The organism is Pseudomonas sp. LBUM1660 (assembly GCF_059695935.1).
This window is the reverse complement of record NZ_CP166795.1, coordinates 2,639,599-2,662,505: the sequence shown is the minus strand read 5'-3', so window position 1 is coordinate 2,662,505 and position 22,907 is coordinate 2,639,599. Positions and strand designations below refer to the sequence as shown.

The 22,907-nt window shown below is 60.6% G+C and carries 18 protein-coding genes; 8 read left to right on the top strand and 10 right to left on the bottom strand.

The genetic code is table 11. The features are described from left to right. Positions 1 to 76 precede the first annotated feature (76 nt). The 3 genes from ACA068_RS12540 to ACA068_RS12530 form a co-directional block, all read right to left on the bottom strand. Positions 77 to 1,441, bottom strand: a complete 1,365-nt coding sequence (locus ACA068_RS12540; RefSeq protein ID WP_497310111.1) for a DUF1329 domain-containing protein — start codon at positions 1,439 to 1,441, stop codon at positions 77 to 79. Positions 1,442 to 1,472: 31 nt separating this feature from the next. Beyond that, positions 1,473 to 3,302, bottom strand: a complete 1,830-nt coding sequence (locus ACA068_RS12535; protein WP_497310110.1) for a DUF1302 domain-containing protein — start codon at positions 3,300 to 3,302, stop codon at positions 1,473 to 1,475. Between the two features lie 294 nt (positions 3,303 to 3,596). Next, positions 3,597 to 4,646, bottom strand: a complete 1,050-nt coding sequence (locus ACA068_RS12530) for an AraC family transcriptional regulator (protein ID WP_497310109.1) — start codon at positions 4,644 to 4,646, stop codon at positions 3,597 to 3,599. Between the two features lie 208 nt (positions 4,647 to 4,854). Between ACA068_RS12530 and ACA068_RS12525 the strand changes: the two genes are divergently transcribed. The 3 genes from ACA068_RS12525 to ACA068_RS12515 are packed head-to-tail and all read left to right on the top strand — an operon-like array spanning position 4,855 to position 8,004. Further along, positions 4,855 to 6,516: a GMC family oxidoreductase gene (locus tag ACA068_RS12525; protein WP_497310108.1), complete on the top strand. Its 1,662-nt coding sequence runs from the start codon at positions 4,855 to 4,857 to the stop codon at positions 6,514 to 6,516. Next, positions 6,485 to 6,844 (top strand): hypothetical protein, encoded by a 360-nt coding sequence (locus tag ACA068_RS12520; RefSeq protein ID WP_497310107.1) that lies wholly within the window; start codon positions 6,485 to 6,487, stop codon positions 6,842 to 6,844. Before ACA068_RS12525 ends, ACA068_RS12520 begins: the two co-directional genes overlap by 32 nt. Positions 6,845 to 6,882: 38 nt before the next feature. After that, entirely contained in the window at positions 6,883 to 8,004 is a 1,122-nt protein-coding gene (locus ACA068_RS12515; protein WP_497310106.1) for a CaiB/BaiF CoA transferase family protein, read from the top strand. A 254-nt stretch (positions 8,005 to 8,258) separates the two neighbouring features. Here the strand turns inward: ACA068_RS12515 and ACA068_RS12510 are convergent, their stop codons facing one another. From ACA068_RS12510 to ACA068_RS12495, 4 genes are all read right to left on the bottom strand, one after another. Next, complete coding sequence (locus ACA068_RS12510; RefSeq protein WP_497310105.1) at positions 8,259 to 8,813, bottom strand: DUF2889 domain-containing protein; 555 nt, start codon at positions 8,811 to 8,813, stop codon at positions 8,259 to 8,261. After that, on the bottom strand, positions 8,814 to 10,586 hold the full coding sequence (locus ACA068_RS12505; RefSeq protein WP_497310104.1) for an arylsulfatase: 1,773 nt from the start codon (positions 10,584 to 10,586) through the stop codon (positions 8,814 to 8,816). 133 nt (positions 10,587 to 10,719) lie between these two features. Then, positions 10,720 to 12,189: a coniferyl aldehyde dehydrogenase gene (locus tag ACA068_RS12500; RefSeq protein WP_497310103.1), complete on the bottom strand. Its 1,470-nt coding sequence runs from the start codon at positions 12,187 to 12,189 to the stop codon at positions 10,720 to 10,722. Between the two features lie 10 nt (positions 12,190 to 12,199). Then, entirely contained in the window at positions 12,200 to 14,251 is a 2,052-nt protein-coding gene (locus tag ACA068_RS12495) for an alkyl/aryl-sulfatase (RefSeq protein WP_497310102.1), read from the bottom strand. Positions 14,252 to 14,622: 371 nt separating this feature from the next. On the opposite strand from ACA068_RS12495, the gene ACA068_RS12490 reads away from it, so the two are divergent. The 5 genes from ACA068_RS12490 to ACA068_RS12470 all read left to right on the top strand — a co-directional run bounded on the left by ACA068_RS12490 (position 14,623) and on the right by ACA068_RS12470 (position 20,338). Continuing rightward, the gene (locus tag ACA068_RS12490; protein ID WP_497310101.1) at positions 14,623 to 15,408 is read left to right on the top strand and encodes an enoyl-CoA hydratase/isomerase family protein; all 786 of its coding nucleotides are present in this window, start codon (positions 14,623 to 14,625) and stop codon (positions 15,406 to 15,408) included. A 35-nt stretch (positions 15,409 to 15,443) separates the two neighbouring features. Continuing rightward, positions 15,444 to 16,691 (top strand): thiolase family protein, encoded by a 1,248-nt coding sequence (locus ACA068_RS12485; protein ID WP_497310100.1) that lies wholly within the window; start codon positions 15,444 to 15,446, stop codon positions 16,689 to 16,691. A gap of 10 nt (positions 16,692 to 16,701) precedes the next feature. Further along, positions 16,702 to 17,859, top strand: a complete 1,158-nt coding sequence (locus ACA068_RS12480) for an acyl-CoA dehydrogenase family protein (protein WP_497310099.1) — start codon at positions 16,702 to 16,704, stop codon at positions 17,857 to 17,859. Positions 17,860 to 17,932: 73 nt separating this feature from the next. Continuing rightward, positions 17,933 to 18,709 carry an SDR family NAD(P)-dependent oxidoreductase gene (locus tag ACA068_RS12475; RefSeq protein WP_497310098.1) on the top strand — a complete coding sequence of 259 codons (777 nt, stop codon included), beginning with the start codon at positions 17,933 to 17,935 and terminating at the stop codon, positions 18,707 to 18,709. Between the two features lie 42 nt (positions 18,710 to 18,751). After that, entirely contained in the window at positions 18,752 to 20,338 is a 1,587-nt protein-coding gene (locus tag ACA068_RS12470) for a class I adenylate-forming enzyme family protein (protein WP_497310097.1), read from the top strand. 52 nt (positions 20,339 to 20,390) lie between these two features. Here the strand turns inward: ACA068_RS12470 and ACA068_RS12465 are convergent, their stop codons facing one another. The 3 genes from ACA068_RS12465 to ACA068_RS12455 all read right to left on the bottom strand — a co-directional run bounded on the left by ACA068_RS12465 (position 20,391) and on the right by ACA068_RS12455 (position 22,874). Continuing rightward, the gene (locus tag ACA068_RS12465) at positions 20,391 to 21,161 is read right to left on the bottom strand and encodes a transporter (RefSeq protein ID WP_497310577.1); all 771 of its coding nucleotides are present in this window, start codon (positions 21,159 to 21,161) and stop codon (positions 20,391 to 20,393) included. 62 nt (positions 21,162 to 21,223) lie between these two features. Then, entirely contained in the window at positions 21,224 to 22,039 is an 816-nt protein-coding gene (locus tag ACA068_RS12460) for a hypothetical protein (RefSeq protein WP_497310096.1), read from the bottom strand. Between the two features lie 16 nt (positions 22,040 to 22,055). Continuing rightward, complete coding sequence (locus ACA068_RS12455) at positions 22,056 to 22,874, bottom strand: DUF2092 domain-containing protein (protein WP_497310095.1); 819 nt, start codon at positions 22,872 to 22,874, stop codon at positions 22,056 to 22,058. Between the last annotated feature and the right edge of the window lie 33 nt (positions 22,875 to 22,907).

Below are 22,907 nucleotides of genomic sequence, written 5' to 3'. Positions count from 1 at the left end.
AGTACATTCAACGCAGAGGTCGACTGTCAGACCGCTATCGCGAGCAGGCTCGCTCACACAGGGGGGATTGCAGGGTTTAACGGATGCCGGTGCCGGCCAGCGACTCGGCGGACCATTGCGCCTTGGACAGCGGATCGATGTACTTCAGGCCACCGTAAGGGCCGTAGAAACCGTTGACGTTGTAGGCGCCGGAAATCAGGTCATAGAGCATGTGGTTGATCGTGTCCGGGGCCTGCACGTCATAGCTGTAAGTCAGGTGCGAGAAGCCGCCACGGTAGAGCTGGCCACGGGCGTCATACTCGTCGGAGGCCAAAGCGATCCAGCTGTCTTCGTCGAGGTAGAACGTGCGCTTGCTGTAGATGTGGCGCTTGCCCGGTTTAAGCGTGGCTTCGACCACCCACACGCGGTGCAGCTCCCAACGCAGCAGGTCGGGGTTGACGTGATTGGCCTTCATCACATCGGCCGCGTCCTTGTGGTAGCTCAGTTTGTAGGTGTTGTACGGCACGTAGAGTTCTTTCTTGCCGACCAGTTTGAAGTCGTAACGGTCCATCGCGCCGTTGAACAGGAAGGCGTCGTCGTAAGTCGCGGCGCCGACGGTGCCGGGGTTTGGCGTGTCGTAGGCCAGGTCCGGCGCCAGCTTCACCCGACGTTGCCCCGGCAAGTATTGCCAGGCGCGACGCGGCTGAGTCAGCGGGTTGACCGAATCCATGAGCAACAGCGCTTCACCGGCACGGCGAGCCGGGCCGGAGTACGCGAGTTTGATCTTGTAGAACACTTCATCGGCCGACACTGGACCGACCGGGCGTACCGGCGAGTACAACGGGTATTCGATAAAGAAATTACCGGTGGAACTCAGGGACGCCGCGCCGGAGGAGTCAACGTTCCAGGAATCGTACTTGTTGGTCATGGCCACGCCTTGATAACGCAGCAAGTGGTTCCACATCGCTTCGTTACCGTCGGCCGGGATCGGAAACGGCACACCCGGCAGGACGTTTTCCAGTGACAGGCCACCGTCGGTGGTCTTGGCGGTCACGGCATTTTTAGCGGTGTTGTCCAATACCCCTTTGGGCAGTCCAACGCTGCGATGGGTCGGGTACACGTCGAGACGATAGGACGGATAACGGCTGAGCAACGCCTGGGCCGTCGCGGTCAGTTTGTCTTTTTGCTCGGCGAGGTTCTGAGCAGTGATCACCAGGCGCGGCTTTTCCGCCGCAAACGGGTCCGGGCGGAACGAGTCGCCGGTTTTGAAATCGGCTGGAATCGTCGTCAGCCCGCCCGTGTAAGCGGGAATGCTGCCATCGGCGTTGGCGGCTTTGTCAGCCCCTACCGGCGTCAGGCTGGTGCCGAGTTTCGCAGCCTGGTCGGCGCTGACGGCCGCATGGGCGGACCCTGCGACGGCCAGCGCCAGTGCGGTAGCCAATACTGATTTGATGAAATTCATGAGTGTCTCCTGTTAACGCACAGCTCGAAGATCAGAGGGTGGTTTTAAAAGTGAAAGTGACCATGCCGCGATCCTTGAGCTGGGCCACGGTACCGGCAAACGCAGAGGTCTGGCCGGGAACGCAGTTGTATTGACCGTTGGCACCCGGAGCCGCCCCATCGCCTTGCGTACCGGCGTTGCCGGCAGAACCGCAGGTGTCGAAGTCGCCAAAGTTATCGACGTACTTGAGGTCGAAACGGTACTGGCTGCGCACATCCATGCCGACGCCGACCGAGTAGCTGCCGGTGCCTTTGTTGCCGCCCAGTTGCACGGCGGACTGGCCCGCGAGGCCGACGTTGTAGCTGACCGGCATGAACATATCGATGCCGGGGAACACCTGATACCAGGTCGGGTTGAAGTTCATGCCGAGGATGTAGTTGTCCTTGGACACCTTGTCGACACCGCGGTACCAGTCTTCGCCCTTGAACAGTTGCTTGTTCTCGGTCACGTCCAGCCAGCGGCTATAGCCGAGCTCGACCAGCAATGAAGAGGAATCCCAGAACGGGGTATCGCCGAAGGTCGTCAGGCCGTTTAAAACCGCATGCACGGTATTGCCGCGAGCCACGCCATTTTCACCATCAAAGCTGCTGATGAAACCCGGGCGCCCTGCTGCGCCCAGCGTTGGGTTGACGGTGGCCGGAACGCTGGACAGCGGCATGTTTTGGCGGTAGTTGAGGTCGAAACCGACGCTCACGCCTGCGATGCTTTTGGCCAGGCTGAAACCGTAGACGTCGATGTCGTCGACGTAGAACTGGTTGTAACTGCCAGCGTTGCCGGAAATCAACTGCGCCGGCCCGACGGCGGTCGGTTGCAGCACCAGATTGGGCAGGATGTCCGAGGTTTTTCGGTAGTAAACACCCAAGGTGCCATCGAGCCACGCCGGGCTCCACTTGGCCATCAGACCGAAGTCACCGTGGTTGTCAGGCGTGTACGTGTGGCCATTGGTGAGTCGCAGGAACTGATTGGCGCCCAACGGACCGGGTGTACCGAAACGAGGATTCTGCGCGGCGATCAGCGACAGGTTGTGGCCGCCGCTCTGGATCCCGTCGTTGAAGCCCAGGTACGTGCCTGACTCTGGCAACCGCGCGGCGTCCCAGTCGAGGAAATATTGCGCGGCCAAGGTCAACTCCTGGTTGACGGTGAGGCTGGTGGACAACTGGTTTCGCGGAATGAACAGCTCTTTGGCTTCAGTGCCCGGCACGGCAAGGGCCTTGGACAAATCCAGACCCGACTGGCCATAACTGTTGCCGTGGGCAAAAGCCAACACGCTTTCGCCCCAATAAAGGGTGTGCTTGCCGGCCTTGCCGCTCAGCAACGACTCGTCGCCGACCTCGGTGCTGCCGAACACGAATGCGTCGAGGATTTCCGCCGAAGGACCGTTGTAGTAACGGTCGGCATAACCGCTCTGGTGACGCGAATCGGGTCTGCCGTCATTCAGTTGATTGGTCGAGGGGTTGAAACTGCCGATATCGTCATACGCATGGTCGTACCAGCTGTTGGCACTGACCCGAAAACCCATCTGTTTTTTGTACACCACATCCAGCTCCGAGAGGATGTCGAGGCGCTGGGCGACAGGGCTGCCGGACGAAAAATTGCGATCGCCGTCGTTGTTGTTCCACGAGTTGGCAAGTTTGGTATTCGGCGCTTCGACCCGCTGGGCGTAGTTGAACTTGAAGGTGTTGTCGAAACGTACCGACAGGTCCTCGTTCCCCGTGTCGAACTCGAATGCCTGCACTGGCGTCATTCCCAACCCGGCGAGAACCGCCGAGGCCAGAAGCCCGCGTCGCAGATTGGTTGGGCAGATCTTATTGTTGTTATTCATCTAGCGTGCTCGCCTTCTCTGTGGTTTCACGAAAAGTCATTCAAGAAAGTGCCGGATCCAGGGGTGCGTTCTGCTCTATGGAACGCAGGCCGGATCGGTCGAGACTGTTGTATCGCGAGCAGTCGGGGGGGTGCCGGTCAATTGGGCCAAATCATCGGTCAGCTAAACAATTTCAGCGGTAAAGCAATTTTTGTAGCAGCTGGCGAAGCCTGCGTCCGGCTGCTACGGATCGCGTTATGACTTAGCTGATCGACGTTGCGGAGCCTGGGGAGTTTTTTGTGCAGGAAGGATGTTTCAGGGTTGCTGGCGATAATCCGTCGGCGACAACCCGGTCCAGCGTTTGAAGGCGCGGGTGAAGTTACTGGTGTCACTGAAGCCCAGCAGGAAGGTGATTTCGGTCACCGGGCGTGATGCCTGGCTCAGATAGCTGCACGCCAGTTCCTTGCGGGTGTCATCAAGCAGTTGCTGGAAATGAGTGCCGCGCTGGGAGAGCTTGAGCTGCAATTTGGTCGGGCTCATGCACAACGCGCTGGCGACCTTGTCTCGAGTGCAGTCGCCGTTGGGCAGGAACTCGATGATTTTCTGGGTGACCCCGGTGATCACATCATGCTTGTCCAGGCGCGCCAGATAGCCAATCACGATGTTGTCATTGACTTGAGCCAATTCTGGACAGGACCCGGTCAGCACTTGCTGCAGGTCTATCTTGTCGAACACCAGCAGGCTGGACGGCTGCTTGAACAACACCGGCGCACGGAACAATGCTTCATACGGGGCCGCGCCCTCATGCGGCATCGGCCGGCGCATTTCCACGCGCACGGGCTTGAACTCTTGCTTGTAGAGCAAGCGCATCACCCGGATCAGAAAGGCGAAGAACGCATCTTCCGTCTCGCCGCAGAGCTCGACCAAGTGGTCGAAACGCAGCAAGACGTGCTCGTCGGTCTGGCTGACGTTGGCCTTGGCAACCTGGGACACCAAACGGAAATAGCGCTCCAGGCGTCGGCAGAAATCCATCAGGGACCCGCTGGCAGCCAAGGAATAACCCAAGGCGTGCAAGTGGGTGAGATGGATATGCTTGGCCACGGTCAGGCCAAAATACGGGTTGTTGGTCACATCGACACAGGCGCGATACAAACGCGTCATGGTAGTGGCCGGCAAGCGGGTCATCGGATCGGTGGACAGGCCCAGCGGGATGCCCGTGGCGGTGAAAATCCGTTTGCTGTCGATGCCACTGGCGTCCAGCGCCCGCGCAATAGCCACGGTATAGCTGCCGATGGTGGAGGGTTGCAGCGCGTCTTCTTGCAACGGAATTTCGGTACCGAACGTATCCATTTTCGAACCTGACATGGGCCTGACTGCTGGGGATGCGAGAACCGATACTCGCCCCCGGATCTGTATCGGTCAATCACCGGCATGGCGCTTCTGCGTGATGTTCCAATGCTTGGCGCGATAGTCACCTTTCCCAGTGACCGTTGAATTCATTCTATTGACCGGTGTCGACCCGGCGTTCTGCACACAATGCGTTGAGTTGTGCATCGAACAAAGAGAATAACGCATGAACGAGAACACGCATTTCGATTACATCGTTGTGGGCGCGGGTGCTGCCGGCTGCGTGGTCGCCAGTCGCTTGTCGGAAGATCCGAACAGTTCCGTCTGCCTGCTGGAAGCCGGTGGCCCCGACACTCATCCGCTGGTGCACATGCCGGCCGGTGTCGCGGCGATGGTGCCAACCTCGATCAACAACTGGCAATACCAGACCGTGCCGCAAACCGGCTTGAACGGCCGCACCGGTTATCAACCACGGGGCAAGACCCTGGGCGGCAGTTCTTCGATCAATGCCATGGCCTATCACCGCGGTCACCCGCAAGACTTCGACCGCTGGGCCGCCCTGGGCAATCCTGGCTGGAGCTATCGCGAGGTGCTGCCGTTCTTCAAGCGCGCCGAGCACAACGAACACTTCAAAGACGAATTGCACGGCCAGAACGGCCCGCTGAATGTGCGTTTCCACTCCTCGCCCAATCCCTTTGGCGAAACCTTTGTCGAGGCCGGCGTACAGGCGGGTTACCCGGCCTGCCCCGATCAGAACGGCGCGAGCATGGAAGGTTTCGGTCGTGTGCAGGTCATGCAAAAGGACGGACAGCGTTGCAGCGCGGCCAAGGCCTACCTGACGCCAAACCGCCACCGGGCGAACCTGCACATCGAAACCCACGCACACGCCACTCGTCTCTTGTTCGACGGCAAGCGCGCGGTGGGCGTCGAGTTCATCCAGAACGGCGTCAAGCGCACCTTGCACGCGCGTCACGAGTTGATTCTGAGTTCCGGGGCCTTCAATTCGCCGCATCTGCTGCTGTTGTCTGGCGTGGGGCCGATTGGCGAGCTGCTGAAGTTCGACATCCCGGTGGTCCATGAACTGCCGGGCGTAGGCCAGAACCTGGTGGATCACATCGATTACGTGCATTCATACCGTGTGAAATCCCGTCACCTGATCGGCCTGTCACTGGCGGGAGCCTGGGACATCGCCAAAGCGGCGATCCGTTACTGGCGGCGACGCAGCGGTCCGCTGACCACCAACTTCGCCGAGGCCTGTGCCTTCGTCCAGACCTCTGCTGAGTTGCATCAGGCGGACATCGAACTGGCCCTGACCATCGCCATGTTCGCCGACCACGGTCGCACGCTGTATCGCGGTCATGGCCTGAGTATTCATGCTTGCCTGCTGCACCCGAAAAGCGTCGGGCAACTCAGCCTGGCCAGCGCGGACCCCATGGTCCCGCCACTGATCGACCCGGCCTTTCTCACCCACCCGGACGACATCAAGACATTGATCAAAGGCTATCGCATCATCCAGAAGGTGATGGCGACTCCGGCCTTCAAGGCATTCAACCCAACAGATGTCATTGATGAGCCGATGTTCACCGACGCCGAAGTCGAAAGCGTCCTGCGCAACCGGTCCGACACCCTCTATCACCCGGTGGGGACTTGCAAAATGGGCAGCGACGCCATGGCTGTCGTGGATGCACGCTTGAAGGTGCACGGGCTGGAAGGCCTGCGTGTGGTCGATGCCTCGATCATGCCGACTATCATTGGTTGCAGCACCACCGCCGCCACGGTAATGATCGGCGAGCAAGCCGCCGAATTCATCCGACAGGACCGCGCAACCAGCGCCTCTCTTTCCTCAAAGGACGATCATGAATCCAGTACCCGCCCTTACCCCGCATAAGCTTCTTGTAGTTTCTGCGGTTATCGAACTGGCGACCGGCGCGGCGCTGCTGCTCACGCCGGGCCTTGTCTGCAACCTGTTGCTGGGGATGACCGCGACGGACGCGACCGACCTGGTCGCCCGCTGTTTCGGCATCGCGCTGATTGCGCTCGGCATCGCGTGTTGGCCCAAAGCGGCCAACCCGGCCGCGCTGCGTTCGATGCTGTTCTACAACGGGGCGATTGCGTTGTACCTAGCGTACATCGGCGTGTGGGTCGGCGGCGGGTTATTACTGTGGCCTGCGGTGGTGTTGCATGCCGTGATGACCGCGTTGTTTCTACGTCGTTAACCTCCCCCACCTCTAAATTCATCCAAAGGAGTACGCACATGGGCGTATTGGACGGCGTTCGTATCGTCGAAATCGCCGGCATCGGCCCGGGGCCGTTTTGCGGCATGTTGTTGGCGGACATGGGCGCCGAGGTGATCCTTGTCGAGCGCTCGGTTACCAAGGGCGCTGACATGCTCGACCTTGGCAAGCACGCTATCGTCAATCGCGGCAAACAATCGATTGCCCTGGACCTCAAAGACCCTGAAGCCGTCGACGCGGTGTTACGCCTGATCGAGGGTGCCGACGCATTGATCGAAGGCATGCGCCCCGGTGTCATGGAGCGCCTGGGCCTGGGCCCCGACGTGTGCCTGGCGCGCAACCCACGGCTGGTCTACGGGCGCATGACCGGCTGGGGCCAACACGGTCCACTGGCGCAGGCCGCCGGCCACGATCTCAACTACATCGCGCTGTCCGGCGCCTTGTGGTTCAGTGGCGAGGCTGGTCAGCCACCGATGGCGCCTCCTACGTTGGTGGGCGATCTGGGTGGCGGTGCGCTGTACCTGGCGATGGGCATTCTGGCCGGGATCATCAACGCCAGCACCAACGGTGTCGGTCAGGTGGTGGATGCGGCGATTGTCGATGGCAGCGCCAACCTGATGAACCTGTTGCTGTCGGCGCACGCTGCCGGTCAGCAGCCACTGGAGCGCGGTCGCGGGCTGCTCGATGGCGCGCACTGGGCGCGTACCTATGCGTGTGCCGATGGATTGTTTGTCAGCGTGCAAGCCCTTGAACCGCAGTTCAATGCGCTGCTGTTCAGCAAGCTCGGACTGGGGGACGACCCGGACTTCAAGAGCCCCTACGATCCACGTTTGTGGGGGCCATTGCGTAAGCGACTGGAAGCCGTGTTTGCCAGCCAGCCACGCCAGCACTGGATCGATCTACTGGAAGGCACCGATGCCTGCTTCGCCCCGGTATTGACGCCGGTCGAAGCCCTGCACCATCCGCATATGGCCGAACGTGGCGTGTACTCGCGTGAGAACGGCGTGTTGCAGGCGGCACCAGCGCCACGGTTTTCAGCGACGCCTTCGGCGGTTGGCAAGGTGCCGACCCGAGGGGAACACAGCACAGGCATTCTGCGCAAAGCAGGCTTGAGTGAAGAGCAGATCCATCGACTGATCTGACCTCTGTAGCAGCTGGCGCAGCCGAACGCAGCCTTCGGCAGCTGCTACAGGTCGCGTTCACCGCCACGGGATTTTTGTCGTGCAACGCATGTGTAGCAGGCATGCTTTTGTGGCGAGGGAGCTTGCTCCCGCTGGGCTGCGCAGCGGCCCTAAAAAGAGGGACTGTTACGCAGCCCTACGGGGTGATGCGGCGTTCCGACAAGCCCCCTCGCCACAAAAGCCCCTCGCCACAGGGTGTTCTTCAAAGGTTCGCCTCAGTCTTTCAGGAACACCGCCACAGGACTGTCTTCGCGTAAGGCATGACAGGTGTTGAGCAACTGGCCCCTGGCGTTGCGATACGCTTCGACGTCGGCGGGGGTGCGCGGCGCGACCAGGGAGCGGGCCATGGGGATGGTCTGAAACGCCGTCGTAGCCATCGGCAGCAACAACTCTGTCAAATGCACACAGCCACCGACCCCGCCAAACAGCTCTTTGATCCGACGCGAAAACCCCGGCCCGACCCGCTCGCCGAGCAATTTTTGATAGCCCGGCATTGCCCCGCGACATTGGCTGGTGGGAACGTCAGGCATGGCCACATTTACCTCACGCACAATAAAGTCATCGTTCAGGGTCAGACGAATCAGCATCCCATGATAGGTCTGCCCCGCCGCCACGATCTGGCCTTCCGCCAGGGCCACGGGATGAGTCTTGCTGTCGTTCAATCGCCCTTCGATATCCCACAGGCCATCCGCACGCAAATAGCCCAGGCACTCAACCTTGCGCCGATGAATCAACCGGCGCCCCCACTCGTCGACCTCGTCAATCATCATTCAAGCCGCCCTCTTGCGACGGCGATGCCATACCAACGCGCCCACCAGCAACGCGATGATCGCAACGACCGGCGGCGCGGCAGCCTTGAGCTTGGGCATGACCACGTGCTTCAAGGCATACAGCTGCCCCTGGTGCATGTAGTCATAACCCTCGGGCATCGGCAGCACACCGTTGGCGCGGGCGTATTCAGCGTAGTCGGCCTGCATGCTCTGGAAGCGTTCCGGCATCTGCTGCTGCAAGTCGATCACTTCGCCGGGGTCGGTGGCGATGTTGTAAAGGTGCCATTGCTCGTTGCCCACCGGCTTCAGGCTTTTCACCAGTTTGTAATCGCCTTTGAATAGCGCTGCACTGCCGGACAGTTCATAACCAATGGCCTGATCCTCGGGATGCACGCGCTCGGCATTGCCTTGCAGCACCGGTACCAGACTGCTGCCAATCAACGGTTCGACGGCTTTACCCTGGTAATGGCCGCCGTGGGGTTGGATACCGGCCACCTCCAGCAGCGTCGGGACAATGTCGGTGACATGGGTGAAGGTTCTGGCAATGTGATTGGCCTGGATGCCAGGCACCCCTGAAACGATCAACGGGGTGCGCAACCCGCCCTCGCCCGCAAAGAATTTGTAGCCGCTCAAGGGCGAGGCCGCCGCGCTGGCCCAACTTGGACCGATGCTGGTGAAGGCGCCCTTGCTGCCCAGGCGATCAAGTTGACGGGTGTAGTTCATTTCCAGCCACACCCGCAGTGCTGGAAGGGTGTAAGGGTCGGTGGGTTCACTGCCGTTATCGGACAGGAACACAAACACAGTGTTGTCGTACTCGCCGGTGGCTTTGAGGTGAGCGATCAGGCGGCCGATCTCCCGATCCATGGTCTCGCCCATACCGGCATAGACTTCCATGCGTCGTGCTTCGTAGCGTTTTTCCTCCTCGCTCAGAGCATCCCAGTCCGCCGTACTGGCCATCGTCTGCAGGCCGACATTCGCGGGCATCAACCCCAGTTCCACGGCGCGGTCGCGACGGGCCTTGCGCAAGGCGGTCCAGCCTTCGTCATAGCGACCGCGGTAGTTGTCGATGACGTCCTTGGGCGCCTGGACGGGAACGTGATTGGCCTGAAAGCCCAGATAGGCGAAAAACGGTTTGCCGTCCTGTCGATCCGCGGCGATGTAATCCATGGCTTTATCGACGATAAAGGTCGAGGAGTAATAGTCCTTGGGCAGGTGCGCCGGCTGCCCGTTCTCGAACCAGGCGGCCTTGTCGTAAAGCGGTGCGTAGGGTCGTTCTTCCCAGTTGTCGGAACCACTGTCGGCCTGGATGAACGAGCGATCGAAACCACGATTGCCCGGCAAGGTGTCAGGGGTTTTGCCCAAATGCCATTTGCCAGTGATGTAGGTGTGATAGCCGCCATCCCTTAGCAGGCTGGCCACGGTGATCGCATTGTCGTTGAGTACGCCGCTGTAACCGGGCTTGCCCAGGTGTTCATCGGGCATGGTTTCCGGCATGTTGCCGACGCCGTTGCGGTGGTTGTCGACGCCGGTCAACAGCATCGAGCGCGTGGGCGAACAGGAGGCCGTGACGTGAAAATCCGAGAAGCGCACACCTTCGCGGGCAAGGGTGTCGATGTTGGGCGTGGCGATTTCGCCCCCGAATGCGCCCACATCGCTGTAGCCCCAATCGTCGGCGACCAACACGACGATGTTCGGGCGTTTGGGCGATGCGAAACTTTGGGTGGCGAACGTTAGGCAACACATGGCCAGGGCGAGCGGCTTCAACGGGAGCATTCAAGGTTTCCTTGTTTTTGTGGGAGCGGGCTTGCTCGCGAAGAGGCCCTTACATTCAACATTGATGTTGGCTGACATACCGCTTTCGCGAGCAAGCCCGCACCCACATTTTTTGATCTGTGTGTGGCTCGATTCAGGGTTTCAAAAGAGCGCCGATGACCCGACGAAACAGCTGTCCGTAGGGCGGGCGCAAAACGCCCATCACGTCCCATAGCGGTGGCTTGAACACCGAGCGCTCCAGGCTGAACGCCTTGAACCCGTACCCGCCCCGGTAACGACCAAATCCCGAGTGACCACAGCCCCCAAACGGCAAATCCGTCTGGAACAGGTGCTGCATGACTTCGTTGATACACGCGCCGCCCGAATGGGTACGCTCCAGCACATGCCTGGCTTCGGCGCGGTTGTTACCGAAGTAATACAGCGCCAGGGGACGCGGGTGCGCATTGATGTAATCGAGTGCTTCGTTGATATGACGGTAGCAGCGAATCGGCAGCAACGGGCCGAAGACTTCCTCTTGCATCACCAGCGTCGTGTCCGGCGGATCAACCAGCAAAGTCGGTGCGATCTTGCGCGAAGCGCTCAAGTCTTCGCCGGCCGGATTGACCTCTATCACCCTGACGCAGTGTTCACGGGCATCTTGCAGACAGGCTTGCATGCGCCGGTATTGCCCGGGCGTCGCCATGGCCGTGTAGTCCGGATTGTTCAGCAGGGTCGGGAACAGGCGCTGCAATTCAATCTGCATGAAGCTCATCAAGCGCTCGAGGTCATCTTCGTGCACCAGCACATAATCCGGCGCGATACAGGCTTGACCGCTGCTGACGCCCTTACCGCCCCAGATGCGTCTGGCGGCGTTTTCCAGGTCAGCGCCGCGACCAATGATGGTCGGCGATTTACCACCGAGTTCCAGCGTCAATGGCGTCAGGTGTTCCGCTGCAGCGCGCATCACCAGGCGCCCGACCCGAGGGCTGCCGGTAAACACCAGATGATCGAGCGGCATCGCGGAAAACGCCGCGCCCAATTCAGCACCGCCGATAAAACCGGCGACTTCGCTGTCATCGAACTGCTCCGCCAGCAGCTCGATCAGCAGGCTTGCCGTGGCCGGTGACTGGTCGGAAAACAGAAGAATCGCCCGGTTACCGGCTGCCAGTGCTTCGGCCAAGGGTCCCAGCGCGATGGCAATCGGGAAATTCCACGGAGAAATAATGCCGATCGTTCCCAATGGCTGGAAATGAATTTCAGCCCTGGCACCCAGCCAGCCGCTGCCCAGTTCGGCTTTGCGGCGCTGCGGCCGCATCCAGCGGTGAACATGGTCGCGGGCGTACTTGAGCCCCTGGACCGGCAACAGAACATCGGCCATTAAGGATTGGTCATGGCTGCGCCAAGTGAAGTCACTGGCCAGCGCCTCGCACAACTGCTGCTGATTTTTCAGCAACAGATTGATGACCCGGTTGATGCGTTCGATGCGCAACTCAGCCGACGGTGGGCCTTCGGCCAAAGACGCGACTTGCTGGCGGGCGAGAACAGCACGGACCCGCTCGGACGCATTACCGACGTGGGTGAGTGCATCGGCAGGCAGGTTGCCGTCGTGCAGCGCAGAGTGCATGTTCGGACTCCTATCGTGCGGGGTCATTGGGACCGACCAGTTCGAAGTCTGGAGAGAACTTGTCGAGCGAGCCGAGCGCGTCATAGACCGCTATTTTGCTGCCGTCGATCTTCAGATCCCCTTTGAATACCGCCTCGATCGGCGACACTTTCTCCGCGAGAATGGCGTTCAGTGTCTCGCGTGTCAGGGTCAGGGTGGCGTCGGCCTTGTCGGCGTTGTAATCGGCGATATAGGTCAAGGCCGAGTTCTCCAGATTGAGCGTATAACGCGTGCCAGACGAGCCGACATCCGTGAAGTTCCAGTTGAGGACAATGTGCTTGCCCTCGACATCACGGGCCTTCAGTCGCACCCCCAGGTAATCGAAAATATTATCGAGGGTCAGCGCCCGAAGCATGTCAGGGCTGGCGGTACGCAGTGGCGAAGCGAGTTTTTTGCCACCGCTGCGATGCTCCATGGCGGCGGCCAGGTAGCTGTTGCGCTCGACCGCCGACTCCGCCTGGTAGCCCAACTGCTCCAGGGCATCGGCCGCCAACTCGCGCGCCGCCGTGTTGTTCGGTTCGGCATAGATCAAATGACTCATGGCTTGTGCCACCCAACGGTACTGACCGTTGGCAAAGTCCGTGCGAGCACGGTCCAGCACGGCTTGCGCGCCGCCGCCGTACTCGACGAATTTCTTGCCGTAATCACCGTCGGACAACGCGTCGAGATTGGCCGGATTGGCGTCATACCAGCCCATGTATTGCTGGTACACAGCCTTGGCGTTGCGCTGCACCGAACCGTAGAAACCATGGGTAAAGGTTTCGTTGGCCAGGCTCACCGGGACGTTATTGCGCATGTATTCGGCAATTTCGACGGGCTTGTAGCCCTTGTTGATCAGGCGCAACGATTGGTCGTGCAGCCACTTGTACAGGTCCCGTTGTTTGGACAAATAGTTGACCACACGCTCATGCCCAAACACCGGCCATCCATGTTGGCCCACCAGGATGTCGGAACCCGGGGCGAACCGATGCAGGGCCTCATTGAGGTATTTCGACCAGGCCAGGCCATCACGGATTGTCGCCCCACGCAGCGTGAGTAACTGATGCTGGGTCGGCAGCGCCAACTCACCGGTATCGAGCACTTTGAACTGCGGGAAATAATGGATGAACTCCGCTGGCGCCTCGGTGCCGGGAGCCAGCATGTTGACGATCTCTACGCCATCGATGGTCAGGGTTTGAATCGGCTGGCTGAGCTCGAGGGTTGGCGGGATCAGGGTGATGGTGCCGTTGGACAAGGCCTTGGCTCCGCCCAGGTCGATCTGGCCCTGGGCACTGCGGGGCAACGTCGTACCAAACTGGTATTCGGCGCGTCGGCTCATCGCGTTGCCGGCCATCACGTTTTCGGCCACCGCCGTTGCCATGAACCCCGCCGGAGCGATGATCTGCACCTTGCCCGACTTCACGTCCGCTTCATCGACGATGCCGCGAATCCCGGCGAAGTGATCGACGTGACTGTGGTTGTAGAGCACCGCCACCACCGGTTTTCTCGGGCGATGCTGGTAATAGAGCTCAAGCGAGGCACGGGCCACTTCAGTGGCCAGGTTGCAGTCGACGATGATCAGGCCGGTCTTGCCTTCGATGATGGTCATGTTGGTCAGATCAAGACCGCGCACCTGGTAAAAACCGTCGGTGACCTTGAACAACCCGTTAGCCATGCTTTTGCGCGCCTGCTGCCACAAGCTCGGGTTGACCGTGGCTGGCGCATCGGCGCTGCCGAGAAATTCGTAGCCCTTGAGGCTGTACACCACGTGACCGTCGGCGGCGGTGGTTTCGGCGTCGGGCAGGCTGGCGATAAAACCGCGCTGGATGTCGTCTTCCACCTGCGGGTCAACGGCCGGCATGGTGCGTGCCGTGTTCGCATTGGCAGCCATGGTGGCCGCCGTCGCGGCTTTCTGGCCACCCTGCCCTGCGCTGTTGTCGACCGCTTGCAGATGAATGCCGCTTTGACCTCGCGACCATTGCAGCCCCCCGACAATGCTGGCGGTCAACACTGACACCGTCAGCACTACACGGATTTTCTTCATCGCACGATCTCTCTCTGATTGTTGTTCGAATATCGTTTCGATGGTGCAAGCAAGTGCGCCCGGGCTGCTGGTCTTCTCGATCAATTCGTCTGTCTTCACAGGGTCGGACAAGCACACATGACCCTGTGGCGAGGGAGCTTGCTCCCGCTGGGCTGCGAAGCGGCCCCCTCTTAGCCCTAAAAAAGAAAGGGACTGCTGCGCAGTCCAGCGGGAGCAAGCTCCCTCGCCACAGGTCAACACCAGATCTGATTCATAGCCATCCCCCTGCGGACAACCGCTTTCGTTGCAATGACCTGCGACAGCGCCGCGTGCGTTCCTACTATCGGCCCATCAACGACGCCAACAGAGCGCTAACAATAAGGGGAGTTGTCATGAGTGAAGATGTCTTGCTGTATGAAATCGTCGGCCCGGTGGCGCGCCTGACGCTCAACCGGCCACGGGCCATGAATGCGCTGAACCTGGCAACACTCACCGAGCTTGAACACTGCCTCAACGACATTGCGAACAATGACGAACTGCGGGTGGTGATCCTCACCGGCAATGGCCCGGCCTTCTGCGCCGGTGCCGATCTGAAGGAAGTCCTGGCCGGCGCCACGCTGCCTGCGGGCGAAGCCGACTTTCTCGACCGTGCCAATCAAGTCTTCGGGCAATTGCGCAATTTCCCCAAACCGGTGATCGCCGCGCTCAACGGCGTGACCATGGCCGGTGGCCTGGAACTGGCCATGTGTGCCGACATCGTGGTCGCGGCGCAAACCGCCACCCTCGCCGACGCCCATGCCAACTTCGGCGTCTACCCCGGTGCGGGCGGCGCGGCGGTCCTGCCGCGCCTGATCCCGCTGAACATCGCCATGTACCTGCTGATGACCGGCAAATCGCTCTCGGCCACCGAAATGAAAGGCTACGGCCTGGTGTGTGAAGTCCACGCCGACGCCGAACTCGCCGACGCCACCCTGGCCTTGGCCAGCCAGATCGCGAAAAAGAGCCCTATTGCCCTGCGCCGCATGAAAGAAGTAGCCCGCGCCTCGGCTGACAAGTCCCGCGACGACGCCTTGCAGCACGAGCAAGTGATGTTGCGCCAGCACCTGCGCACCGCCGATTTCCAGGAAGGCTTACAAGCCTTCAGCGAAAAACGCGCACCGAATTTCAAGGGCCGCTAGGCCGCCACGCCCCCCCGAACCAACAGGAACAGACAATGAACGATATCTACGTAGTGGGCGTTGGCATGACGCCGTTTGGGCGGTTGCTGGAGCGCAGCGTCTACGACATGGTCGACGAAGCGGTTGGCCTTGCGTTAAAGGATGCCGGCGCCACCACCTCTGACGTCGGCTCGGTGTATTACAGCACCATGACCAATGGCATGTTGCAGGGGCAGACCGGTATTCCGGGCCCGATCGCCATGCGCCGCATCGGCATCGAAGGCGTGCCGGTGTTTTCGGTTGAGAACGCCTGTGCGTCCGGCTCCTCGGCGTTCAACCTCGCCACGCTGGCACTGCGCGCCGGCCAGTGCGACATCGCACTCGCGGTGGGCGCCGAGAAAATGAATATCCCCGACAAGGCCAAGATGTTCGCCGTGTTTGATGGCGGCTGGGATGTATCCACCGTCGAGCAGAACAAATACATCCTGCTGGCCATGGGCGAAGGCATCGAGCCGCCGCCGGGCACCGTTTCCGAACGTCCTTACAGTGTGTTCATGGACGTGTATGCCGCGATTTGCCGCAACCACATGTTGCGTTACGGCACCACTCAGCGGCAGATCGCTGCCGTCGCGGCGAAAAACCATCAACACTCGGTACACAACCCGCTGGCACAGTTCCAGCAGGCCTTCAGCATCGACGAAGTCCTCGCCTCGCCGCCGATCTGCTACCCGCTGACCACCCTCATGTGTTCGCCGATCAGCGACGGTGCCGCCGCCGTATTGTTGTGCAACGCCGACGGTCTCAAACGTTTGAAAAACGCCGGCGACCGCGCCGTTCGCGTGCTCGCCAGCGTGGTCCAGACCGGCACCAACCGTGGCCTGGACGAACCGGAAAAAATCGTCGCCCACCTGGCCGCGAAAAAAGCCTACGCCATGGCCGGCGTCAACCCATCCGACGTTGACGTCGCGGAAGTCCATGACGCCTCGGCCATCGGTGAAATCCTCAATGCCGAATCGCTGATGCTGGTGCCCTTCGGTGAAGGTGGCCCGGCCGCCGAACGCGGTGATTTCACCGTCGGTGGCCGTATGCCGATCAACCCGTCCGGCGGCCTCGAATCCAAGGGCCATCCGATTGGCGCCACCGGTCTGGGCCAACTCCATGAACTGGTCACGCAACTGCGCGGTGAGGCCGGCAAGCGCCAGGTCGAGGGTGCCCGCATTGCCATTCAGGAAAACGGCGGTGGCCTGTTCGGCATCGAAGAAGCCGTGGTCGCCGTCAACATTCTCGCCAACAAAAACATTTAAGGAGAACCCCATGGGACACGTCATGCGCACCCCGGAACAACTCGAAGCCGTCGAGAGTTTCCGCCGTTTCCTGGCCGACAAGATCGACCCGGTGTTCAACAAGGAATACCGCGACAAATTCATGCCCAAGGAGAAAATGGCCGAGATGATGCGCCAGCTCTCCGAGTTCGGCATGGTCTCGGGTGCGGTCAGTGAAGCCAATGGCGGTTTGGGCCTGGACTGGCCGACCATGACCATGTTGTTCGAAGAAGTTGCCGCCTGCTCGGTAGACCTGTCGACGCCGGTGGTCATCAACTCCTTCGGCGCACAGATGCTGGAAAAACTCGCCCCGGATCATCTGCGCGAGCGTTACCTGCCGGGCCTGATCAGCGGCGATTCGTTCGTCAGCGTCGGCATTTCGGAACCGGATGTCGGGTCCAACGTGCTGGAAATCAAGACCCGCGCCCGTCGCGACGGTGACGACTACATCATCACCGGCGAGAAAACCTGGATCAGCAACGGCTCCTATTCGGATTTCCTGATTTGCACCTGCCGCACCGGCGAAGACCCGCGCAAGGGCCTGACGCACTTCCTGCTGGACCGCAAAGAACACCCGTATGAAGTGCAGAACATCCACAAGATGGCCTGGAACAGCCAGTCCACCGCGCAGATCTTCCTCAACGACGTGCGCGTTCCGGCCAGCAACATCATCGGCGGCGAAGGCCAGGCACTGAAAAACACCCTGTCGTTCTTCGAACGCTCACGGGTATTTGTGGCGGCTCAGGGCCTGGGCATCGGCCGTCGCGCGCTGGAAGAAGCCGTGCGTTACGCCAAGGAGCGCAAGCAGCACGGCAAGGTGATCGCTGGCCACCAGTTGATCAGCGCGATGCTCGCGGAAATGGCCACCCATGTTGACGCTGCACGCCTGCTGACCTACCGCGCCGCCGAGATGATCGGTGCCGGCATCCCGGCAGAAATGGAAGCGGCCATGGCCAAGTATTTTGCCTGCGAGGCGGCGGTGACCATCGCCCGCCAGGCCGTGCAGATTCATGGTGGCGCCGGTGTCACCACCGACTTCCTGGTCGAGAAACTCGCCCGTGAAGCCATCATCGTGCCGATCCCGGAAGGCACCACGCAGATCCAGCAACTGATCATTGGCCGCGCCCTGACCGGGGTCAACGCGTTCTGATCAACCGTTTGTTCGACACCCAACAATAACAACCCGGCACCCATGGTGCCGGGCAACGAACAAGGACACTTTCATGCGTATTCAAGACAAAGTCGTTGTGATTACTGGCGGTGCATCGGGCCTGGGCCTGGCGACCGCTCACTACCTCGTAACAGAAAAAGCCGCTTGCGTGGCGATTTTCGACCTGAACATCGAGGCCGGGGAAAAAGCCGTGGCCGACATTGGCGCAGATCGGGCGATGTTTGTGCAGACCGACGTCAGCGACGAAGCCTCGGTGCAAAACGCGGTCAATGCGGTCATCGCCCGCTTCGGTGCCATTCACGTGTGCATCAATGGCGCCGCCGTACCCAACGGTTTCAAAGTGCTGGGCAAGGAAGGCAAGGCAGCGCCCCTTTCGCGCTTCGCCCTGGCCACCGCGATCAACCTCAACGGCGTGTTCAACGTCATGTCCAAGTGCGCCGAGCACATGGCCAACAACGAGGCTGAAGCCGGCGAAGAGCGCGGCGTGGTGATCAACGTATCGTCCGGTGCCGCCTATGAAGGCCAGGTCGGTCAGTGTGCTTACGCCGCGACCAAGGCCGGCGTGATAGGCATGAACATGCCTGCGGCGCGCGAGTTGGGTGAGATTGGGGTGCGCGTCAATGCCATCGCACCAGGTCTGTTCCTGACCACCATGGTGGCCGGTCTCGACGAGAAAATCCTCGACTCCCTGAAGGCCCAGATGGAAGCACCCAAGCGCCTGGGTGACATGCGCGAGTTTGCCCATTGCTGCGCCTTCCTGATCGAGAACGCCTACATCAACGGCGAAACCATTCGCCTCGATGCCGCGTCGCGCATGCGTGCCCGGTAAACGCCTCGATTTATTGCGTCAGTCATACAGGGCCAACACGCCATGAAAATGAATTTCAGCCGAATCATGCGCCTGCTCGCGCTGCGTCATCGCGACCAAGAGGCGATCGTCAACGTAGAGCGCAATCGGCGTTTCACCTATGAGCAATACCATTTGCTGACCAACCGCGTGGCCGATGTGCTGCGCAACGTGCTGCAGGTTCGCACGGGCGAACGCTTCATGCTGATCCTGGAAAACGACAACCTCAGCCTGATGATGTTTCCCGTCACGTTCAAGCAGGAAGGCACAGTGGTCATGACCAACCTGCGCGATCCGCTCGACGAACATGCGCGACAGATCGATCTGGTCAGACCGCGAGTGGTATTTCTCGAAACCCGCTTGCTCGACAGCTACTACGGCATGCTGCGCAGCCGGGGTTGCGACATCGTCGTGATGGACCCGCCCACTGCCGAGCAAGCCGACCTCCCCGGCGTTCACAACTTCTGGCCAATGGTGGAAGCAGCCTCCGATCTGGACACCGACGTCACCCTGGATACCGACCAGCACATCTGCATGTTGCGCTTCACCGGTGGCACCACCGGCAAAGGCAAGTGCGCGATGTACTCCATCGACAACTGGATGGCCTGCCGCGACGCGGCGTTCATCAATACCGATCTGGGCTTGTCCAGCGCGACACGACTGCTGCACGTCTCGCCGTTGTCACACGGTACCTTGATGCTGTTCTTCCCTACGGTTTATGGCGGTGGCACCAACATCACCCTGAATCAGCTGGACATGGAAAGCTGGCGGCAGATTGTAGAAAGCGAGCGCGTCACCCATTCCTTCCTGGTACCGACCGTGCTGTATCGCTTGCTGGAGCTGCAACGGGCCGATCCGAAAGACTTCTCGTCGCTGACAACGCTGATCTATGGCGCCGCACCGATGAGTCCGGACAAGCTGGGTGAACTGGTGGAGTGTTTCGGGCAGATTTTCGTGCAGGGTTACGCCGCCACCGAGTCACCGATGATTATTGCGGCGCTGGACAAGGCTGCGCATCAACCGGGTGATGCTACCGCCCTGCGCCATCTGTCCTCGGCAGGCCGACCCACGCCTGGCGTTGAAGTGTTTATCGCCGACCCGGACGGTCAACCGCTACCCGTTGGCGAAACCGGAGAAATCCGTATCCGGTGCAAAGCCATCATCAAGGGTTATTACGAAAACCCGGAAGCCACGGCGGCGGAGTTCGACGATGGCGCGTGGAAGTCCGGTGACTTGGGCTATATCGACAGCGACGGCTTCCTGTACATCGTTGACCGGCTCAAGGACATGATCATCAGCGGTGGTTTTAATGTGTATGCAGTGGAAGTCGAGGCCGCACTGGCAGCGCACCCGTCGGTGCTGATGGCGGCAGTCGTCGGCATTCCGCACCCTGAATGGGGTGAAGCGGTGCATGCCGAAGTGATCCTGCGTCAGGGTGAATCGGTCACTGCAGAACAATTGATCGCACAAACCCGTACCCGGCTGGGTGGCTACAAGGCGCCGAAGTCGCTGGTGTTTGTCGATGAACTTCCGACCTCGGTGGTCGGCAAGGTTTTGCGGCGGCAGGTCAGGGAAAAGTACTGGCAGGGTTCGTTGCGCAAGATCAGCTGAGGTTCGGTGCAGCGCTTGTTCTGTGGAGCAGGCGCTGCACCGCGCGCAGCATTCACTTGGGGAACAAAAACGTGACCGCCGCCCTTACGCCCCATCCCCGGGCCCCGTCTTCCGGGCTGTCGGCCCAGTAGCGTGGCCCGACCTGGATCGTAAACGGTTGCCCCGCCACTTTCAGCAGTTGGGTGACCGTCGCATTCACCGGGACAGCCCACTCCTTGGTTTGCCAGTTATAAATCGACTCGGTGTTGACCCCGAAGGTGGTGTAGGTGGCAGTGGTGTATGACAGGAACGGCTGCAGGAACGTCTGGTTGACCTTCTGTGCACCATTCGATCCTTCACCGTTCAGGCTCCAGACGTGATTGGCCAGAATACCTCGGGTCCATCCGTTCGATTGCTTCAGTGCCACCCCTGTGGGGCCAAGCCCCCATTGGCGACTGCTTAACAGACTGTCGCTGCCGCTGGGAATCAGAATCGCCGGCCCGCCCCCGAGGATCCAGCCACTGTGCGTCGGCGCCTTGGGAGAGAAGAAAAAGCTCTGAGTCACGTCGCCGATACCCGACTTGTCCGCAGCGCCATTCGGGGCCAGGCCATGCTGATCAATTATCGGCAAAATCGTGCGCGAGATCAGGTTCCATTCGTTGTTCAATTCGAAGGGCAACACCGGCTGAATGTTGGTCACGCTGTGCATGCCCTCGCCCGATGCACCCATCTTCTGGTCCCAGGTGTACTGGATCGGCAGGCTGTACATCGCCGCAATCGGGTTGAGGGCCTTTTTGGCAAGTTCGGCAGAATCTTCCGCCTGTGCCAGCCCCAAGGGTGCCATGCAGACACTGCAACAGCACAGCAAGTAATTCGGTTGCTTGATCAACATGTCTCAACTCCGGATTACGGCATCGGTACCACGGTGTAGAACACGCCATTGGCACCGTAGGCAGGCCGCACCCACGAATTACCGCACTGATAAAAAGTCCCGCCTGAGACCGTCCTCAGCCCACACCCGGAAGGAAGGCTGACGAATGTGGTTCCCATGGGCATGGTCGGCGGCGCGGAGGCCGTCATTCCCGCGTTATAGCCAGCACCGTAGGCGTTGTTGTTGGCATTCTCATTGGCCGCAGTGGCGACGGCGGCTCCAGCCACCACCCCTACAGCAGCTGCGGCAGCGGGGTTCACACCTTGGTTGTAACCGCAGTTGTAGCAACCACTGCTGGCATAAACAGCGGTCGGCGGATGGTAGTAACTGGTGCCGTAGGTCGCCGGATGGTAGACCGTCGTACCCTCTCCGCCGGCATGGTAACCACTGGCACTGGCGCCATACTCACCCTGAGCATGCCATGCACCCTCGCCCCCGGAAGCCGTGCCGCCTTCGGCTCCGGTGCCGTGCCACGAACCCTCGCCGCCGGAGGCGTTTCCACCATTCTCGTCGTGGGCGTTCCAGCTACCGCCACCGCCCGAAGCCGAGCCACCGCGATAGCCTGAGCCACTCCAACTGCCACTGCCGCCGGACGCCGTCCCGCCTCGATTACTCGATCCACTCCAACTACCACTGCCACCCGACGCCGAGCCATAGTCACCGGAGTGACTCCAGGAACCACCGCCACCGGATGAATGACCGAAGCTGGACGCGTGCGACCAGGCCGCGGCTTGATTGCACGTGAGTGCCGCAACCAACAGGCCGGCGAACTTAAAGGTCGATCTGTTCATGTTTCAGTCTCCTCGCTCAGGGTGTTGCGACCGGTGGTTTGACCCCTTGCGGGGCACGTAGGTCGGGCGGTGGAGCAAACTGAATCCTGTGCGCATCCTCGATATGCTCGGGCTTGAAAAAATCCGCAGGCAGCGACGATTCAAGTTTCCAGTCGCTGAACGCGACCTGATGCCGGGATTGAGTGGGATCATCACGAAACACCGCACGCAACAAGCGCGGCAGCTTGTCCTGCGCGCCGATCCAGGCTTGGACGAACACCACATCGTTGGCGTAAGCAATGACATCCGTCGTGGTATCGCCTACCACTGTGGACTGACCGATGTAAAACGCCAGGCGCATATCCCTTTTCAGATCCTTGTAGGGATCGGCAACGATGACATCGGTAAAAGGAAAATAGATAGCCGCACGCTGGTAGGCGGCCTCAAGGGTTGCATCGATGGTGGCAGGCGCCTGCGCTTGTGCCAGCAGTTTTTCTTTCGGCTCAAAGGCATAGGCTCGCTTGCCGTCGTAATAGAACTCGGTCGCAGGGCCATCACCCGAGGTCAACACGCGCAGGCGATCGGGGCGCTGCACGTTCACGAGTGCCACGGTGTTGTAGGCCAGGGGTGGCCCCAGACGGCTGGGTTTCTCGTAAGTGGTGACGGCTTTGAAGCTTAAGCCTCGGGTGCCCGCAAGCCTGGCGCTCATGGACTTCAAGACCTCCAGCGCCTTGGGCTCCAGTTGCCCCTCCGGGGAACCGGCTGCCAGGGTTTGGGCCGCGTACAAGGGGGGGACGAACACGCCCATGATCAGGCCGAAGGAGAACAACCGGAAAAGATGCAGGTGGTGTGACATCGCTTGCTCTCCATAGAGGTCGTGTCAGGGATT